The following is a 17,508-nucleotide window of genomic DNA, read 5'->3' on the forward strand; positions in this document are numbered from 1 at the left end:
TCCTCTACGTCACCAAATCATTTCGGTCCGTCGCGTCGCGAGATGTCCGCGCGCCGGCGCTCGTGCGCCTCCGATCAACCGCAAAGATCAACCCACATGACCCGAACCATTCAGAACAGCTTTACCGCCCCGGCATTGCCGCCGATCGTGATCACCGCGAGCGAGGCGCATCGCCTCAGCGCGCTGGCCGATTCCAGCATGGCGGTGTTTCCCCGCGTCGCCCAGTTCCTCGCACGCGAGACGGACCGCGCCCAGCTGGTCGCCGACGATGCCGATCTGCATGACGTGGTCCGCATGGGCTCGCTTGTGCGCTACCGCGACGACGAGACCGGCGACGTCAGGGAGGTCGTGCTCGTCTATCCGCACGAAGCCGACATCGCGCTGCGGCGCATCTCGGTGCTGACGCCGGTCGGTGCGGCGCTGATCGGATTGTCGGTCGGCCAGACGATCGATTTTCAGACGCCCAGCCAGCAGACGCGTTCGGTGACGGTTTTGGCCGTGACGCATGAGGGCTAGCGGCTTTACGCCGCCTGATGACACTGTCCCATCTCGATCCCGTGCCGGCGCCCACGCGCGATGCCTTCGGCGATTGCCTTCACGACGATCTCGGCATCTTCGGCGGAGAGATGGTCGAGCGGCTGCCAGGCGCGCATGATGTCGCGTGCGCGATCGAGGTCGCCGTAGATTGCAAGGAGAGGAAGCGATTTGCTCGGCATGTCCGTTGCTCCCAACCGCAGCTGGGCGAGCCTACCTCATCTGGACAGGTCGAGCCATGCGTCCGGCAACCGCGATTGCGTGCATTGCAGATCGCCGATGCATGGCGAGGGCGTTCCTGCCCCCGCCGTCAACGCATTCGGTTACTCCGCGCCGGAGCCGCCCTGCACGATCTTCTCGTTCAGCTTCTGATCGACGGTCTCGACCGTGCGGTCGATCTCGGCGCTCGGCGTGCCGAGCTGATGCGAGATCAGCTTCACCAGCAGGTCGACGCGTTCTATGAAGGGCGCGCCGGCGGCGACCGCGCGGGCCGCCGATGACGGCTTGAGCAGGCTTTCCGCGGCCTTGGCGTATTTCGCGAACGGCACCTGATCCGCGGGATCGGCGCCGAGCTTGCGCGCGATGGCGTCGACATGATCATAGATCGCCTGCGAGCGCGTCAGGTCGCTGTGCACGGCATCGCGGATCGATTGCGGCTCAGTCGGCGTGATGCAGCGATAGTTGCCGGTCAGCAGCATCGACCACTTCGCCAGCGGCACGAACAGCGAATCGAACACCTTCAGCTTCACCGGAACGTCCTGGCCGTCGAGCGTCACCGCGTCGATGTCGGCTTCCAGCTCGCGCAGCACCTTGTTGTGCTTGTCGTCGGCGAAGGCGGAGGCCTTGAAGTTGGTCGGCAGGCCGACATGCAGCACATTGGCCTTCTCCTCCGGCGGACGGAAGGCCTGCGGATCGGGCGAGCACAGCGTGACGAGGCCCGGCTCGAAGCGCTCCCACACCTGCGCGTTGGTGTAGGCCTCCTCGAGGTCCATGCCGGCGAGTGCGGGGATCCGCTTCAGATACGGCAACGGCGGCATGTTCATGATCGACAGGCAGGGCAGCTTCGCCGCCGCGATCTTGATCATCAGCACGCGAACCGTGTGGTTGGTGTATTGCGGCTCCTGCATCGCAAGGCCGACCATGTCGTAGCGCGAGACGTCGACATCGGCAGGCGTGACGGCGTCGAGCTTGCCCGGCAGATCGCGCGAGAAGATCGAGCGGTGCTCCTTCTCGTCGCGCAGCTTGATCCGCACCTCGGTGCCTTCGCGGTTGATCAGGTCGGCGGTGTTCTTCCGGCACACCAGGGACACGTTGTGACCCGCCATCAGCAGCTTGGTCCCCAGCAGGGAGCCGTAGGAGGCTCCCAAAATCAGAATGTTGCGCGCCATGCTCTCTCCAATAGCCCTCCTCACGAAAGGCTTGCTCTCCAAATCCTGTCCGAAGCTGCTGCCGAACCGATGCCCGGTCGATCTTGGCCGTCCCGCATCCACGGGCCGACGATCGCCACATCACCAGACAATCAAGATCAGCTGGTGTATGGTATGCCACCGTCTATCGCAGATCGACAAGCGGCTGCCAAGGGGATTATCTCGCGTGCGGATTTTCGTTCCGCGATCAGGAAGGGCATTCGAGCTTGCAAGTCGCCGCCGACCCGACGGATCGGGCTGAAGAAATCCTCGTCTCAGCTTCCCGGCTGTTTGCCCGCCACTCCTATGCCAACGTGACGATGGAGCAGGTCGCAGCATCGGTGCAGGCCGTGCCGGGCGCGCTGTACCACTATTTCCGCGACAAGGAAGATCTCATCTTCCACTGCTATCTGCGCGGCCTTGCGATCTATCGCCACGAAATCGAGGCGGCCGCCGAGCCCGGCATCGACGGGCTCGAGATAATCAGGCGCTTCGTGCGCGGCAGGCTGAGGCCCGAAGGCCAGCGCATGATCCTGTTCAGCGATATCGATGCGCTGGCCGCGCCCTACAGCAGCGAGGTCCATGCCAAGCGCTGGCAGAATGCCGCGCTGCTGGCGGACATCCTCGATCGGGGCGTGGCGGACGGCTCGATCGCCTGCGACGAGCCGCTGCTCACGGCGGTGGCGCTGATCTCCATCCTGGACTGGGTTCCGTTCTGGCTGTCCGAACGCGACTACTACACGCGGCAACAGGCGATCGATGCCATCGACGACATCATCACGCATGGCGTCTACCGGCGCGAGATCGCGCTTCCCAAAATGCCCGAGCCGCTCAGCCTCGCCCCTTTTCTCGAGGCTCGCACAGCGTTGAACAAGCGGGCCGCCAAGTTCGACAGGATGCTGTCGATTGCTTCCGACAGTTTCAACCGAAGGGGCGCCTCGGGCACGTCGCTCGAGAGCATCGCCGTGGATGCGGGCATGACGCGCGCCGGCATCTACTATCACTTCAGTGAAAAGGAGAGCCTGCTGCTGGCCTGCCTGCGACGCGGGCTCGCCGGCGAGGTCAGCATTCGCGAGCATCTGCAAGAGCACAGCCTTGGAGCATTCGATCACATCGTTCAGCGAATTCGCCTGCTGTTGATGCTGCACGACACGCCCTGCGGCCCAAAGGCGACCTACCACAACATCAACTATCTCAACGACGCAGACCGAAAAGCCTATGTCGGAGACGTGCTGGCGACGATCCGACAAGACCAGAACAGCTATCAGCGCTGGGTCGACGAGGGCCGTTTCCGCCGCATCGATACCTATTTCGCGGAGCGCATTCTCACCGGAATGGGCCACTGGTATCCGATCTGGTTCAAGACCAGGCGTGACTGGTCTCCAGCCGAGATCGCCGATCATTTCGCGCGGCTGTTCCTCGCGGGCCTCAAGCCGCGCCGACATCCGGGCTAAGGCGCCACGGTAGCGATCGTGGTTTCCCCTTCCCCCTGAACGGCGAAGATCGGGATGGGGGTCAGCCGCAGGCGACGCTCCAAGTGGCGACAGCCGATCCCCACCCGCTTTGCTCTAACGAGCGAAGCGACCTCCCCTTTTCAAGGGGAGGTTTGGAGACGGACGACGCCGGTTCGGAACCGCGAATAAGCGTGAGCCCCATCCAAAAGTTTACCTGTAATTCAAAACAGCGCCCGATTCCGCCGACATATGGCCTATAACATCATAATACCTTCTGCTAAAACTTGACGCAGTATTCAAAGCGAAAGTTGCGAAGGCTCGGCGATTGGGGTTATGAGACGGCCTCGATCGCTAAAGATCAAGAAACACGAGCAAGGGAGAACGCAGGATGCATAGGCTGATCGTTGCCGCCGCGGCAGCGCTGACGGTGTTGGGAGGCGCGGCGTCCGCGCAGGAATCCATCAAGATCGGCTATATCGATCCGCTCTCCGGCGGCGGCGCCAGCGTTGGCGAAGGCGGCCTGAAGACGTTTCAGTATCTCGCCGACGAGTTGAACGCCAAGGGCGGCATCCTCGGCCACAAGGTCGAGATCGTCCCGCTCGACAACAAGACCAATCCGCAGGAAAGCCTGGTGCAGGCGCAGAAGGCGGTCGACGCCGGCGTCCACTACATCACCCAGGGCAACGGCTCGTCGGTCGGTGCGGCGCTGGAAGACTTCGTCACCAAGCACAATACGCGCAACCCCGGCAAGGAAGTGCTCTACTTCAACTACGCCGCGGTCGATCCGGCGATGACCAACGAGAAGTGCAGCTACTGGCATTTCCGCTGGGATGCGAACTCGGACATCAAGATGGAAGCGCTGACCAACTACATGAAGGGCCAGCCGTCCATCAAGAAGGTCTACCTGATCAACATGGACTATTCGTTCGGCCAGTCGGTGCGCACCACGGCGCGCAAGATGCTGGGCGAAAAGCGGCCGGATATCCAGGTCGTCGGCGACGAACTGCACCCGATGCTCAAGGTCACCGACTTCTCGCCCTACATCGCCAAGATCAAGGCGTCCGGCGCCGACACTGTCGTGACCGGCAACTGGGGCCAGGACTTCGCGCTGCTGCTGAAGGCGGCGGCCGACGCCGGCCTCAAGGTCAACTGGTACACCTATTATGCCGGCGGCGCCGGCGGACCGACCGCAGTCAAGCAGGCCGGCCTCGAGGGCCAGGTGTTCCAGATCAGCGAAGGCGTCCCGAACTCCGGCAACAAGGCGGCGATGGATTTCGAGAAGGACTTCCGCGCCAAGACCGGCATTTCCGTCTGGTATCCGCGCGCGGTCAACGAGATGCGGATGTTCAAGGCGGCCGCCGAGAAGGCCAATTCGATCGATCCGGTGAAGGTCGCGGCCGCACTCGAAGGCATGAAGTTCGAAGTGTTCGACGGCGGCGAGGGCTTCATCCGCAAGGACGACCACCAGTTCTTCCAGCCGATCTACATCTCCTCGTTCGGCGCGCTGGCCGACAAGACCAAGGAGCCGTTCGACGAGGAAAACACCGGCTGGGGCTGGCGCATCGTGTCCAAGATCGACACCGCGCAGACGATGCTTCCGACCACCTGCAACATGAAGCGGCCCTGATCGGCCGCCTCTCTCCTGTCATTCCGGGTTCGGTCCTGCGGACCGCCCCGGAATGACAGGTAAGCTCCTTTCCTTCGACAGGTCTGATCACGTGAACCGTTCCAGTCTCAAGCGAGTGCGCCGTGGCTGAGCTGATCGTCATCTCGACGCTCAACGGCGTCCTGTTCGGCATGCTGCTGTTCCTGTTGTCCAGCGGGCTCACCGTCATCTTCAGCATGATGGGCGTGCTGAACTTCGCGCATGCCAGCTTCTACATGCTCGGCGCGTTCTTCGGCTTTCAGCTCACCCGCTGGATCGGATTCTGGCCGGCCCTGGTGCTGGCGCCGCTGCTGGTCGGCGCGGTCGGCATGGCGGTCGAGCGCTACGGTCTGCGCAACACCCACAAGCACGGCCACGTCGCCGAACTGCTGCTGACCTTCGGGCTTGCGTTCGCGATCGAAGAGATCGTCTCGATGATCTGGGGCAAGAGCCCGGTCGACTACCGCGTCCCGGCGGCGCTCGACTTCCCCGCCTTCACCGTGTTCTCCACCAATTACCCCGCCTACAAGATCTTCATGCTGGTGATCTCGGTTGTGATCTTCATCGCGCTGCTGGTCACCTTGAAGAAGACGCGGGTCGGCCTGATCGTGCAGGCCGCGCTGACCCATCCGAGCATGGTCGGCCATCTCGGCCACAATGTCGGACGCGTGTTCATGCTGGTGTTCGGCGTCGGCAGCGCCCTTGCGGGTCTCGCCGGCGTCATCGCCGGTCCCTCGCTGGTGACGCAGTCCGACATGGCCGCGCTGCTCGGCCCGATCCTGTTCGTCGTCATCGTGTTCGGCGGCCTCGGCTCGCTGCCCGGCGCCTTCATCGCTTCGCTCCTGATCGGCTTGATCCAGACCTTTGCAGTTGCTTTGAACGGCTCGCTCGCCAGCGTGTTCGGCCCGCTCGATCCGAGCCTCGGCCCCTCGCCGCTCACGGACATCTGGAACGTCACGATCGCGCAGATCGCGCCGATCCTGCCTTATGTGCTGCTGGTGCTGGTCCTGATCTTCCGCCCCATGGGCCTATTGGGGACGCGCGAGTCATGAGCAACGCTTCCACGCCCTCCATCGCTGCGGCCAAGCAGGAGCCCGGCAGCGCCTTGAGCTTCTATGGCGTCTGGCTGCTCGCCGCGGTCGCGCTGGTCGTGCTGCCGCTGGTGTTCGGCACCGGCGGCTCGCTGACCTCCTTCAGCCTGATCGGCATCGCGATCATCTTCGCGCTGTCCTACAACATCCTGCTCGGCCAGACCGGGCTGCTGTCGTTCGGACACGCCGTGCAGTACGGCCTCGGCGGTTTCCTCGCCGTGCATGTCATGAACGCGGTCGCGAGCCACAACTGGCCGATCCCGCTGCCGGTGATCCCGCTGGTCGGCGGCATCGGCGGCATGGCGTTCGCCCTCCTCGTCGGCTGGGTGATGACCAAGCGCGCCGGCACCGTGTTCGCGATGATCTCGCTCGGTATCGGCGAACTGGTCGCTTCGTCGTCGCTGATCCTGCGCAGCGTGTTCGGCGGCGAATCCGGCATCACCACCGACCGCACCTCGCTGATGCCGATGTTCGGCTGGACCTTCGGGCCGCAGATCCAGGTCTATTACCTGATCGCGTTCTGGGTGATGGTGTCGGCGATCGCGATGTATGCGCTGACCCGCACGCCGCTCGGGCGGATCTGCAACGCGGTGCGCGACAATCCGGAGCGCGTCGAGTTCATCGGCTACGATCCGCATGTGGTGCGCTATCTCGCCTACATGTTCGCCGGCTTCTTCGCCGGCATTGCCGGCGGGCTGGCGGCGATCAATTTCGAGATCGCCAACTCGGCCTATCTCGGCGCGACGCAATCGGGCCTCGTGCTGTTCTCCGCGTTCATCGGCGGCACCGCCTATTTCTTCGGTCCGATCCTCGGCGCCATCCTGGTGACCTATCTGCAGCTCGGGCTGACCAGCGTCACCTCGGTCTGGCAGCTTTATTTCGGCATCATCTTCATCGGCATCGTGATGTTCGCGCCCGGCGGCATCGCCGGCATCCTGATGAAGCATCGTCCGCTGATCCGCGCCGGGACCCTCGGCACCGTGATCCCGTCCTATCTGGTCGCGACGATCCCGACGCTGGCGCTGGCGCTCGGCATCATCCTGACCATCGAAACCGTTGCGCGCTTCTCGGGCGGCGATGTGATCAACCTGCTCGGCGTTCCCTTCGTCGCCACGGCGCCGACGACCTGGGCGGCCGCGGCGGTCCTGCTCGTCGGCGGCTTCCTGGTCGCGCGCATCACCTGGCGGCGTGTTGCGGAAGCCTGGGACCGCGCCGCGACGGTGGCCCGTGACCGGGGGTATCTCGCATGACCGCTGCCATCCAAGTCAACGCCGTCGAGAAGAGCTTCGGCAATGTCGCCATCATCCGCGATCTCAACCTGAGCGTCGCCAAGGGCGAGCGTCACGCCATCATCGGCCCGAACGGCGCCGGCAAGTCGACGACGTTCAACCTGATCAGCGGCCATATCAAGCCGACCTCCGGCGAGATCCGCCTCAACGGCGAGGTGACCTCGGGCTTGCGGCCCTTCGAGATCAACCGGCGCGGGCTGTCGCGCTCGTTCCAGGTCACCAACGTGTTCGCCCGCATGACGGTGTGGGAGAACGTCCGCTGCGCCGTGCTGTGGGCGACCGGCCACCGCTACGCGTTCTGGAAGAACGTCGACAATCTGCCCGAGGTGAAGCAGCGCACCGCGCAGATCCTCGACGACATCCATCTCAGCCACCGCCGCGACGTGCCGGCGGGCCTCTTGACCTATGCCGAGCAGCGCGAGCTCGAGATCGGCATCACGATCGCGGGCGGCGCCAGCGTCATCATGCTGGACGAACCGACCGCGGGCATGAGCCACGCCGAGACCGAGCGCGCCGTCGCGCTGATCCGCCGCCTCACCGAGGGGCGCACGCTCGTGATCGTCGAGCACGACATGAGCGTCGTGTTCGGCCTCGCCGACCGCATCTCGGTCTTGGTCTACGGCCACATCATCGCTTCCGGCACGCCGGAGGAGATCCGCGGCAATCCGAAGGTCAAGGAAGCCTATCTCGGCGAGGAGGTCGACTGATGCTCGAGGTCAGGAATCTTCACGCCTATTACGGCAAGAGCCACATCCTGCAGGGCGTCGATCTCGACATCGCGGCCGGCGAGGTCGTCAGCCTGCTCGGGCGCAACGGCGTCGGCCGCTCCACCACCGTCAAGGCGATCATGGGCGAGGTGCCGCCGCAGGGCACCATCCGCTTCAAGGGCCAGGATATCGCAGGTCTTCCGAGCCACAAGATCGCACGCCTCGGCCTCGGCTATGTGCCGGAGCATCGCGATATCTTCCCGAGCCTGACGGTTCGCCAGAACCTGATCCTCGGCATCAAGGACCCGCGCCGCCCCGGCAAGTGGCGGCTGCAGGAGATGCTCGACATGTTCCCGAACCTCGCCGCGCGCGCCGACACGCCGGCGGGCGTGCTGTCAGGCGGCGAGAAGCAGATGCTGACCACCTGCCGCACGCTGCTCGGCGACCCCGAATTGATGATGATCGACGAGCCGACCGAAGGCCTGGCGCCGCTGATCGTGCAGCAGGTCGGCGAGCTGATCGCGCGGATCGCGAAAGCCGGCGTTGCGATTCTCCTTGTCGAGCAGAAGCTGTCGATCGCGATGAAGATCTCCAACCGGGTCTACATCATGGGCCACGGCCGCGTGGTGTTCGAAGGCACCCCCGACCAGCTCAAGAGCAATGCCGCCGTTCGCGAGGAATGGCTCGAGGTGTGAGGCGGCGGTCGGCGAATAGACGACGCAATCGAAAGTCCGCTTAGCAGCGCCATCAGTCAGTTCGCGAACACGACCCAGACCAGCGCGACCAAGAGACTGTGGAAACAAATTATCGAAGCCAGGAATAGCCAGTCGTCCCCGGTCATGGGGCCGAAAACCACGGCCGAAGCGCGGCGACAGCGACACGCGAGCTGGGACAAGAGGTTCGACTGCATCGGACTGACCTAGCGGAGTACACTCCGCCAGGTCTTGCTAGTCTGTGCCAGCTAGTTGAGAGCTGGTGTCAGCCCATCACCGATCGCCATTCGAGCTGCGATAGGCCCTCGGCGTGAGGCCGGTCCAGCGGACGAACGCATGTGTGAAGGAAGAGACCTCGCTGTAGCCCAATAGCCATGCGATCTTGGAAATCGGCAGCTCCTCATCTTCGAGGTAATGGCGGGCAAGGGCAATTCGAAACGCCTTGAGAACGTCTGAGAAGTCCACCCCCTCCGACGACAATGCGCGAGCGAGAGTTCTCCGGCTCATGCCAAGACGACGCGCGACCGCCTCGGCATTGGCTTTGCCGTGCGGCAGTAACTGGGCGATGTGTCCTTCGACGCGTGACTGCACGCTGCTTCGTCTCGGTGCCCGGCTACGAAGCGCTTCGTCGGCATATTGAAGCAACATCCTGTTGAGATGCAAATCGGCCCCCACGACAGGCAATGCGCCGATCCGGGACGGAAACAAAAGCTCGTCGCTGTCCGCTGCAAATTCGATCTCGCATCCAAGAAGAGATCGCACATCCGACGGCGTTTCTCGTCTGGAGTGCTTCAACTTGATTTGCTTTGGGACCAGCCTGCCGTCAGTCAGTGCGCGGCAAATACGGATCAGCGCAACCAGCCAGAATTCCGCATGGTGACGATCCGACGACCGATCGATGTTGACATATTCGAACCCGATGGCGAAGCCGCGATCCAGCGAGCTTCGCAACCGCACACCCTCGTTGTTGATCGCGCAGTAGCGTCCGCCGATTTGCAAGGCGTCAACGAGATGCTCCGATGAAGCCATGACGTAGTACAGAAGCCCGATCTCGCCCAGCTCGAAGCCTTGAGCCAGATGGAGTCCGAAGCAGTCGTCCTGCAATTCCCTTGCGGCGAGTTCGAGCAGCCTGACCTGCGCTCGTGCATCGATGCGGCGCTTGCGGTCCTCGACGTCGTCGATTGCCAGGCCTGCAGCTGACACGATCGGGACCGGATCAACCTGCGCATCGCGCAGCCGGGCACATGCGAGACGCGCGATTCCCCCGGCAGAGCTCGGTATCGACGGCAAGGCGCTAGCAACGCGTGTGGCGGCTTTCATTCGGCACCGAACTGTGTTCGTGGCTCAACGTCGGGAGCTTCCGGGATCGTATTTTGACCTATGTCAAACGAGCTCATGGGTTCGAGGCATCCGGTCTGACACCATCTCGCAATTTAACGACCCAGGATCACAAGACGCAACGGACGCAAATCGTCTAGCCGATTGCTCCGCGGCCAATCCATTTCTGCCTTGAAACGACGGCAGTCGGCTTCCAATGGGCCTGCGCAGGGGCGAACTCGTCATGGGCTTGGTCAAGCATGCAAATTCGCTGGGGCAGGCGATTGGCGCCGAAGCGAACAGCTGTATGAGCTAGGTCGTGGTTGGACAAACACCTGCCCAGCATAGCGGCATTCATCGTTCAATTCATTACACGATCATTGAAGGCGAGACCGCCGGCACCTGGCGTTACTCGTTCTCCATCGGCGATCGCAACTTCTCGGGAACGGTTCAGGCGGTCCTGGGATTGCTGGCGGCACGCCGCGTGAGGATGAAGATCGATCGGATGTTAAGGCAAAACGCGTCAATTGATCATCAAGGCCGGCAGCGGGTGGAGAAAGAAGTCGAGACGCCCACTCCGCTCGTCCCACCGGCCGATCCCAAGGACTAAGCGCGGCTGTAGCCGCGCTAGCCCGGCCGGAGCAACGCCACCACGTCGCCCGCGCGCAGCGTCTGGCCGGGCTTCACCGGCACCGAGGCGATGCGGCCCGCCGCGGGTGCGTGCACGGAGATCTCCATCTTCATCGACTCGATGATGGCCAGCACGTCGCCGGCCGCGACCTTGGCGCCTTCCTCGACCAGCACCTTCCAGATGTTGCCGGGCACTTCAGAGAACGCGCCAATCTGACCGTCGGGAATCCCCGTCGCCGCGGCTGCCGCATCGATCGTTTCAGCCGGCGCCTCGTCGAGCTTCATCTCGCGCCAGCGCTGGCGCTCGGCGTCGAACGCGGCCTGCTGCGTTGCCTTGAACGTGGCGATTGACGGCTTGGCGTCGGCCAGTGTCCTGGCATAGTCGGCGTAGGAGAACTCGCCCTCTTCGATCCTGATGTCATACTGCCCGTGCGGGAACGCGGCGCGGGCGTCGAGGAGTTCATCGGCGTCGACCGGGAAGAAGCGGATCTTGTCGAAGAACCGCAGCAGCCAGGGATGGCCCGGCTCGAACACCCGCGTGGTGCGCCAGGTGTTCCAGACCTGGATGGTACGGCCGAACAGCTGGTAGCCGCCCGGCCCTTCCATGCCGTAGATGCACATATAGGCGCCGCCGATGCCGACCGCGTTTTCCGGCGTCCAGGTCCGCGCCGGGTTGTACTTCGTGGTCACCAGCCGATGCCGCGGGTCGAGCGGCGTCGCCACCGGCGCGCCGAGATAGACGTCGCCGAGGCCGAGCACGAAATAATCCGCGTCGAACACGATGCGGCGGACATCGTCCTCGCTCGCAAGTCCGTTGATGCGCCGGATGAACTCGACATTCGACGGACACCATGGCGCATCGGCGCGCACCAACTCCTGATATTTGCGCATCGCAAGCTCGGCCTCCGGATCGCGCCACGACAGCGGCAGATGCACGGTGCGGCTCGGCACCCGCATCGCGTCGACCGGCGGCAATTCGCGCTCGATCCGCCTGAGCACGTCGAGCAGCTTCGTTCGCGACAACGCGGTGCCGTCATAATGGATCTGCAGCGAGCGGATGCCGGGCGTCAGATCGATCAGGCCACTGAGCTTCGCCTCTTCCAGCGCCTGCGCCAGCAAATGCACGCGCAGCCGCAGCGCGATGTCGAGCTCCATCGGACCATACTCGACCAGCAGATTGTCGTCGCCGGCGCGGCGATAGACCACCGGAATCGGGCCGTCGTCATTCCGACCGACGATCGCCGATCCGAGCTCAGGCGCGCGCAGCACCGTGGGGCCGGCCACCGGATCGTCGCGTTTGACCGGCACGAAGCGGACGGTGTCGCCCGGCCTGAGCTGGCCGACCTTCCATAGCTCGTCGCGGGCGACCACGGCCGGACAGACGAAGCCGCCGAGGCTCGGTCCGTCGGGCCCGAGAATGATCGGCATGTCGCCGGTGAAGTCGATCGAGCCGACCGCATAGGCGTTGTCATGGATGTTCGACGGATGCAGCCCGGCCTCGCCGCCGTCGGCGCGCGCCCAGCGCGGCTTCGGCCCGATCAGCCGCACGCCGGTGCGGGCGCTGTTGAAATGCACCTCGTAGCTCGCCGCGAACAGCGTCTCGATATCCTCGTCGAGGAAGAAATCCGGCGCGCCGTGCGGGCCGTAGACGACGCCGATCTGCCACGCCGATGTGAGTTGCGGCCGCTCGTGTTCCGTGGCTCGCCGCGGCGCCGCAAGGCCCGATGGCTCGGCACCGATATGCAAGACGTCGCCGGCCTTCAGCGATCCCGTCGCATGGCCGCCGAACGCGCCGAGCGCAAACACAGCACGCGATCCGAGAATTTCGGGCACGTCGATGCCGCCGCGCACGGCGAGGTAGGTGCGCTGCCCAGGGCCCTTGATGCTGCCGATCGCGAGCGTCTGGCCGGCGCGTACCGCGAGCGGCTCGTCATACGCGACATCGGCGCCGTCGAGCGATGCCTTCATCAGCGCGCCCGAGAGCGCGACGATCGCGTCGGTGTTGAAGCGCAAGGTCGGCCCGTTGACCGTCAGCTCCAGCGCGGTCGTTACTTCCGGATTGCCGACCACGCGATTGGCGAGGCGAAGCGACCGTTCGTCCATCGGGCCGCTCGGCGGCACGCCGACATGCCAGAGATGCAGCCGGCCGGGCAGTTCCTGCACCCCGCTTTGCGCCCCCGGCGCGACCACGTCGAGGGTGCGCGGGCGATAGGCGAATTCGCCAAGCACACTGGTCGCCACCTGGCCGCTGCGGAACACGTCGGAGGCTGCGATGGCACGGAGATAATCCAGATTGGTCTCGATGCCGGCGACGACCGTATCGTCCAGCGCTTTCGAAAGCCGCGCGATCGCGGCCTCGCGCGTCTCGGCTGAAACGATGATCTTGGCCAGCATCGGATCGTAGAACGGCGACACCTCGGTGCCGGTCTCGATCCAGCCGTCGATCCGCGCATCCGGCGAAAAGCTGACCTGCGTCAGGCGGCCCGCGCTCGGGCGAAAGCCCGCGCCCGGATTCTCGGCATAGAGCCGCACCTCGATCGCAGCTCCCTTTGGCGTGAGCGCGCCCGCCTGGCCGAGCACGTCCTCGCCGGCCGCCTGCCGGATCATCCATTCGACGAGGTCGACGCCGGTGACCTGCTCGGTGACGGGATGCTCGACTTGGAGACGGGTGTTCACCTCGAGGAAGTAGAAATCCTCGCGCTCGACGTCGTAGATGAACTCCACCGTGCCGGCAGATTCATAAGACACGGCCTTGCCGAGCGACACCGCGGCCGCATGCAGCCGCCGGCGGATGTCGGCGGACAGCCCCGGCGCGGGCGTCTCCTCAAAGACCTTCTGGTTGCGCCGCTGCAGCGAGCAATCGCGTTCGCCGAGGGCCACCACGCCGCCCTTGCCGTTGCCGAAGATCTGCACCTCGATATGGCGGGCACTGGCGACGAACCGCTCGAGATAGACCCGGGCATCGCCGAAGCTTGCCCGCGCCGTGCGCTGCACCGATTCGAAGCGCTCGCGCAGTGTCGCCATGTCGTGGCACAGCTGCATCCCGATGCCGCCGCCGCCCGCCGTGCTCTTCAGCATCACCGGGAAGCCGATCGTTTCGGCCTGCTGCACCGCCTCGTCGATGGTCTCCAGCAGGCCCGAGCCCGGCAGCAGCGGCACGCCGCTGCGCTCGGCGATCTCCCGCGCCTTGTGCTTGAGACCGAAGGCGTCGAGATGCTCAGGCCGCGGCCCGATGAATTTGATGCCGTGCCCGGCGAGCCGCTCGGCAAAGCGGCGGTTCTCCGACAGGAAGCCGTAGCCGGGATGCACCGCCTGCGCACCGGTGTCAAGGCACGCCGCCATGATCGCATCGACATTGAGGTAGCTCTCCGCGGCGGGCGCAGGACCGATCCGCACCGCCTCGTCGGCGTCGAGCGCCGGCCGGGTGAAACGGTCGGCGTCGGAATAGACCGCGACCGAAGAGATGCCCATGCGGCGCAATGTTCTGCCGATCCGCCCGGCGATCTCGCCGCGGTTGGCAATCAGGACCTTGCTGAACATGCCTCACGCCTCCGGCTCGACGATCCCGACGTCGAAGATCGTGACCTGGACCGGCGTCGGGAAGAATCCGTTGCAGGGATTGTTGATCTGCGGACAGTTCGAGATCAGGCACAGCACGTCCATCTCGGCGACCAGCTCGATGGCGTCGCCGGGCCTGGAGACGCCGTCGACCACGGTGAAATTGCCGGCGGGATCGATCGGCACGTTCATGAAGAAGTTCAGATTCGGCACGATGTCGCGCTTCGACATGCCGTATTTCGCGGCTTCGATCACGAAATTCTCGCGGCAGGCGTGCTGATAGCGGGTCTGGTGCCCGAACCGCACGGTGTTGCTCTCACAGGAGCAGGCGCCCGCCGATGTGTCGTGCAGGCCGCAACTGTCTGCCGTCACGCGCAGCATCACGCGGCCTTCGTTGGACATGATCCTGGTGCCCAGCCCGACATAGGCCGAGCCCTGCGCGCGCAGCGTATCCTGGCCGCTGTAGCGCTCGCCGAAATCACTGGCGCAATAGAACAGCGTGTCGACCGCCTGCTGGCCATGGCTATCGGTGATCCGCAGCGTCTGCCCCTTGCGGATGATCGCCGACCACGGCTTGCGCGCGGGAATTTCGACATCGAGAACGATGCGGCCGGCGGTGCGAACAGGTTGCATGGTCATCGCACGGCTCCTTCCAGGGCTTCGCCGAGATACAGCGCATTGTTCTCGTAGGCGCGGGCCGCTTCCGCGGTCGCAGTCCGGCACAGATCGTCGGCCGCCGGCGCGGCCGCGCGGTAGCGCACGATCTCCACGCTCGCCTGCGGATAGATTTTGGCGGGATCGAGCGGATGCGGGCAGTTCGACAGCGCGATCAGAAGCTCCATCTCCGCGCGCAGATCGACGAAATCGCCCTGCTGCCGCCGCTGCTCCGACCAGACAAACTTGCCGTCGGCGTCGATCGCGACCGGTGCGAAGAAGCTGACGCAGGGATGCACGTCGCGGCGATCAAGGCCAAGCTTGGCTGCGGCGAGAATGAAATTGTCGCGCGTGTTGCGGAAATTGCCCTCGCCGTATCTGGCTAGGTTGGTCGCCGCGGTCGAGCCGCCGACCACGGCATCATGTGCGGCGCTGCTGTCCTCAGTGACGCCGAGCAGCGCGCGCCCCATGTCGGACAGCAGCACCCGCCCCTTCTGCAACCGCGCCGCCCACTGCACCTTGATGGTGTCGGCGTGGTTGAGCCGCTCGGTGGTGTCGGCACTGTTCCAGGCGAGCAGGCTGACGGTCGACGTCCCCGATGTGTTGACGACGCGCAGGGTGTCGCCGCGGTTCAGCCGCGTGGTCCAGTACCAGCCGGATGGGATCGTCTCGCGGTGAATGACCGTGTCGGCATCGATCGGCGCGGCGTCGCGCGCGGTCGGCGCCGGCAGCGCCCGCGGCGCGTGCTCCTGCCCCGCCGCCTTCAGCTCGTTATACCGCCGGGTATGCGCCGCGATCTCGGCCCTTTGTTCCTCTGTGAGGATCATGGTTGCTCCTTCAAGACGAGAGCGCCGGGCCGTCCCGGCTGATGCTCCTTGCCTGACCGGGTCGTCCCGGTCGGAGCTGGTTGAACTGACGACCGCAGCTCCGCACTGCGGCGCGGAAAGATCTCGAGGTCGCGCGACACCGTGGCGCCGTAGCGCTCGCGCTCCTCGGGGCGGTTGCGCTGCCGCTCCAGCGCGATCACGCGCGTCGCGAGTCCGAAGGCTTCACTGAGGTCATGCGTCACCATCACGACCGTCAGATGAGTCTCGTTCCAGAGCCGCTTCATCAGAAGGTGAATGTCGGCGCGGATTCCGGGATCGAGCGCACCGAACGGCTCGTCGAGCAGCAGGATCTTCGGCCCGCGCATGATCGCCTGCGCCAGCGCGAGCCGCTGCTGCATGCCGCCCGACAAAGCGGACGGATATTTGCTCTCCTGGCCGGCGAGCCCGACCTCGGCGAGCAGCTTCATCGCTTCGTCGGCGGCGGCGCGGCGCGCGGCACCGAACAGCCGGCCGGTGAATTTGGCGTCGCGCAGTTCGCGCCCGAGCATGACGTTCTGCAAAACCGTCAGATGCGGAAACACCGAGTAGCGCTGGAACACCACGCCACGGTCGGCGTCCGGCTCGCCAGGCAACGGCTTGCCGTCGACCAGGATCTGGCCGCGGGTCGGCTGCTCCTCGCCGAGCAGCATGCGCAGCAGCGTGGTCTTGCCGCAGCCGGACGGGCCGACCAGCGCAATGAAGGCGCGCGGCTCGACCTCCATCGTGATGCGCTCGAGCACGATGTGGTCGCCATATTCCTTCCAGACGTCGTCGAAGCGGATCGCGCTCATTCCGCCCTCACCGAAGCAAACCACGGAAACAACCTTCGCTGCATGACGCGCAGGCCGACGTCGATCAGGAACGCCAGCAGCGTGATCCAGGCGACGTAGGGGATGATGACGTCCATCGCGAGATAGCGGCGCACCAGGAAGATCCGGTAGCCGAGCCCGGAATCGGATGCGATCGCCTCGGCTGCGATCAGGAACAGCCACGCCGGCCCGAGCTGCAGGCGCAACACGTCGATCAGCCGCGGCAGGGTTTGCGGCATCGCGACGCGCAGCGCGATCTGCCAGGTCGAGGCGCCGAGCGTCTGTGCCTTGACGATCTGCTCGCGCGGCAGCTCCTGCACCTTCATGGCGAGATCGCGGATCATGCAAGGCAGCGTCCCGATCACGATCAGCGCAATCTTGGAATTCTCCCCGAGCCCCATCACGATGAACAGGATCGGCAACAGCGCCAGCGGCGGCACCATCGAGGTGACAGACACGAACGGCCCGAGCAGGGCGTTGGCGCCCGGCAACAGCCCGATCACGATCCCGAGCACGAGCGCCGCCACCGTCGAGATCGCCAGCGCCGAGCCGAGCCGCCCCAGGCTGGCGACCGTGTCGGAGGCCATCAGATAGCCGCCGGTGCGCGGGTCGACCTCGAACGCCATCTGCTTGACGGCCTGCACCATGCTCGGCAGCGCCGGCAACAGCTTGTCATTCGCGTTCTGCGCGAGCCGCGCGCTGGAGCCGGCGAAGTAGGCGATTGCGACCAATACGAACGGCAGCGCGAGCAGATAGAACCGCGTCTGCCGTCCCGGCCGTATGTTCACAAGTCGCATGGTCAGCTCCTGCTTGGGGCGACGCACTGCGCGTCAGA

The 17,508-nt window shown here is 64.9% G+C and carries 16 protein-coding genes; 8 read left to right on the plus strand and 8 right to left on the minus strand.

What is annotated here, in order from left to right:
* Positions 1 to 96 precede the first annotated feature (96 nt).
* Positions 97 to 516 carry a nucleoside diphosphate kinase regulator gene (gene rnk / locus J2R78_RS11335; protein WP_057017910.1) on the plus strand — a complete coding sequence of 140 codons (420 nt, stop codon included), beginning with the start codon at positions 97 to 99 and terminating at the stop codon, positions 514 to 516.
* 5 nt (positions 517 to 521) lie between these two features.
* Here the strand turns inward: rnk and J2R78_RS11340 are convergent, their stop codons facing one another.
* Together J2R78_RS11340 and J2R78_RS11345 are read right to left on the minus strand one after the other, a co-directional pair.
* Entirely contained in the window at positions 522 to 716 is a 195-nt protein-coding gene (locus tag J2R78_RS11340; RefSeq protein WP_057017911.1) for a hypothetical protein, read from the minus strand.
* 141 nt (positions 717 to 857) lie between these two features.
* Positions 858 to 1,922 carry a ketopantoate reductase family protein gene (locus tag J2R78_RS11345; RefSeq protein WP_253604417.1) on the minus strand — a complete coding sequence of 355 codons (1,065 nt, stop codon included), beginning with the start codon at positions 1,920 to 1,922 and terminating at the stop codon, positions 858 to 860.
* Between the two features lie 245 nt (positions 1,923 to 2,167).
* Between J2R78_RS11345 and J2R78_RS11350 the strand changes: the two genes are divergently transcribed.
* From J2R78_RS11350 to J2R78_RS11375, 6 genes are all read left to right on the plus strand, one after another.
* Positions 2,168 to 3,394, plus strand: a complete 1,227-nt coding sequence (locus tag J2R78_RS11350) for a TetR/AcrR family transcriptional regulator (RefSeq protein WP_253604419.1) — start codon at positions 2,168 to 2,170, stop codon at positions 3,392 to 3,394.
* A 388-nt stretch (positions 3,395 to 3,782) separates the two neighbouring features.
* Positions 3,783 to 5,021, plus strand: coding sequence for a branched-chain amino acid ABC transporter substrate-binding protein (locus tag J2R78_RS11355; RefSeq protein ID WP_253604421.1), 1,239 nt, complete (start codon positions 3,783 to 3,785; stop codon positions 5,019 to 5,021).
* Positions 5,022 to 5,143: 122 nt separating this feature from the next.
* Positions 5,144 to 6,091, plus strand: coding sequence for a branched-chain amino acid ABC transporter permease (locus J2R78_RS11360; RefSeq protein WP_016847025.1), 948 nt, complete (start codon positions 5,144 to 5,146; stop codon positions 6,089 to 6,091).
* On the plus strand, positions 6,088 to 7,380 hold the full coding sequence (locus J2R78_RS11365) for a branched-chain amino acid ABC transporter permease (protein ID WP_225162903.1): 1,293 nt from the start codon (positions 6,088 to 6,090) through the stop codon (positions 7,378 to 7,380). The genes J2R78_RS11360 and J2R78_RS11365 overlap by 4 nt, the downstream gene beginning before the upstream one ends.
* Positions 7,377 to 8,126 carry an ABC transporter ATP-binding protein gene (locus J2R78_RS11370; RefSeq protein ID WP_028332917.1) on the plus strand — a complete coding sequence of 250 codons (750 nt, stop codon included), beginning with the start codon at positions 7,377 to 7,379 and terminating at the stop codon, positions 8,124 to 8,126. Before J2R78_RS11365 ends, J2R78_RS11370 begins: the two co-directional genes overlap by 4 nt.
* Positions 8,126 to 8,821, plus strand: coding sequence for an ABC transporter ATP-binding protein (locus J2R78_RS11375; protein WP_050385202.1), 696 nt, complete (start codon positions 8,126 to 8,128; stop codon positions 8,819 to 8,821). The genes J2R78_RS11370 and J2R78_RS11375 overlap by 1 nt, the downstream gene beginning before the upstream one ends.
* A gap of 291 nt (positions 8,822 to 9,112) precedes the next feature.
* On the opposite strand, the gene J2R78_RS11380 is transcribed toward J2R78_RS11375, so the two are convergent.
* The gene (locus J2R78_RS11380; RefSeq protein ID WP_253604423.1) at positions 9,113 to 10,159 is read right to left on the minus strand and encodes an AraC family transcriptional regulator; all 1,047 of its coding nucleotides are present in this window, start codon (positions 10,157 to 10,159) and stop codon (positions 9,113 to 9,115) included.
* A 316-nt stretch (positions 10,160 to 10,475) separates the two neighbouring features.
* Here J2R78_RS11380 and J2R78_RS11385 point away from each other — a divergent pair, with 316 nt between their 5' ends.
* Positions 10,476 to 10,766: a hypothetical protein gene (locus J2R78_RS11385; protein ID WP_057017917.1), complete on the plus strand. Its 291-nt coding sequence runs from the start codon at positions 10,476 to 10,478 to the stop codon at positions 10,764 to 10,766.
* Between the two features lie 17 nt (positions 10,767 to 10,783).
* Here the strand turns inward: J2R78_RS11385 and uca are convergent, their stop codons facing one another.
* The 5 genes from uca to J2R78_RS11410 are packed head-to-tail and all read right to left on the minus strand — an operon-like array spanning position 10,784 to position 17,470.
* A complete protein-coding gene (gene uca, locus J2R78_RS11390; RefSeq protein WP_253604425.1) occupies positions 10,784 to 14,326 on the minus strand; it encodes an urea carboxylase in 3,543 nt (1,180 codons plus the stop codon).
* Positions 14,327 to 14,329: 3 nt separating this feature from the next.
* The gene (locus tag J2R78_RS11395; protein WP_253604427.1) at positions 14,330 to 14,983 is read right to left on the minus strand and encodes an urea amidolyase associated protein UAAP2; all 654 of its coding nucleotides are present in this window, start codon (positions 14,981 to 14,983) and stop codon (positions 14,330 to 14,332) included.
* The gene (locus J2R78_RS11400; RefSeq protein WP_253604430.1) at positions 14,980 to 15,825 is read right to left on the minus strand and encodes an urea amidolyase associated protein UAAP1; all 846 of its coding nucleotides are present in this window, start codon (positions 15,823 to 15,825) and stop codon (positions 14,980 to 14,982) included. The genes J2R78_RS11395 and J2R78_RS11400 overlap by 4 nt, the downstream gene beginning before the upstream one ends.
* Positions 15,822 to 16,655, minus strand: coding sequence for an ABC transporter ATP-binding protein (locus J2R78_RS11405; protein ID WP_168858506.1), 834 nt, complete (start codon positions 16,653 to 16,655; stop codon positions 15,822 to 15,824). Before J2R78_RS11405 ends, J2R78_RS11400 begins: the two co-directional genes overlap by 4 nt.
* Entirely contained in the window at positions 16,652 to 17,470 is an 819-nt protein-coding gene (locus J2R78_RS11410) for an ABC transporter permease (protein WP_253604432.1), read from the minus strand. Before J2R78_RS11410 ends, J2R78_RS11405 begins: the two co-directional genes overlap by 4 nt.
* Between the last annotated feature and the right edge of the window lie 38 nt (positions 17,471 to 17,508).

Source organism: Bradyrhizobium sp. USDA 4538, assembly GCF_024171045.1.
Taxonomy (GTDB): domain Bacteria; phylum Pseudomonadota; class Alphaproteobacteria; order Rhizobiales; family Xanthobacteraceae; genus Bradyrhizobium; species Bradyrhizobium australafricanum.

Coding starts and splice junctions, on each gene's coding strand:
- rnk (WP_057017910.1), top strand. CDS start 97: ATGACCCGAACCATTCAGAACAGCTTTACCGCCCCGGCATTGCCGCCG.
- J2R78_RS11340 (WP_057017911.1), bottom strand. CDS start 716: ATGCCGAGCAAATCGCTTCCTCTCCTTGCAATCTACGGCGACCTCGAT.
- J2R78_RS11345 (WP_253604417.1), bottom strand. CDS start 1,922: ATGGCGCGCAACATTCTGATTTTGGGAGCCTCCTACGGCTCCCTGCTG.
- J2R78_RS11355 (WP_253604421.1), top strand. CDS start 3,783: ATGCATAGGCTGATCGTTGCCGCCGCGGCAGCGCTGACGGTGTTGGGA.
- J2R78_RS11365 (WP_225162903.1), top strand. CDS start 6,088: ATGAGCAACGCTTCCACGCCCTCCATCGCTGCGGCCAAGCAGGAGCCC.
- J2R78_RS11370 (WP_028332917.1), top strand. CDS start 7,377: ATGACCGCTGCCATCCAAGTCAACGCCGTCGAGAAGAGCTTCGGCAAT.
- J2R78_RS11375 (WP_050385202.1), top strand. CDS start 8,126: ATGCTCGAGGTCAGGAATCTTCACGCCTATTACGGCAAGAGCCACATC.
- J2R78_RS11380 (WP_253604423.1), bottom strand. CDS start 10,159: ATGAAAGCCGCCACACGCGTTGCTAGCGCCTTGCCGTCGATACCGAGC.
- uca (WP_253604425.1), bottom strand. CDS start 14,326: ATGTTCAGCAAGGTCCTGATTGCCAACCGCGGCGAGATCGCCGGGCGG.
- J2R78_RS11395 (WP_253604427.1), bottom strand. CDS start 14,983: ATGACCATGCAACCTGTTCGCACCGCCGGCCGCATCGTTCTCGATGTC.
- J2R78_RS11400 (WP_253604430.1), bottom strand. CDS start 15,825: ATGATCCTCACAGAGGAACAAAGGGCCGAGATCGCGGCGCATACCCGG.
- J2R78_RS11405 (WP_168858506.1), bottom strand. CDS start 16,655: ATGAGCGCGATCCGCTTCGACGACGTCTGGAAGGAATATGGCGACCAC.
- J2R78_RS11410 (WP_253604432.1), bottom strand. CDS start 17,470: ATGCGACTTGTGAACATACGGCCGGGACGGCAGACGCGGTTCTATCTG.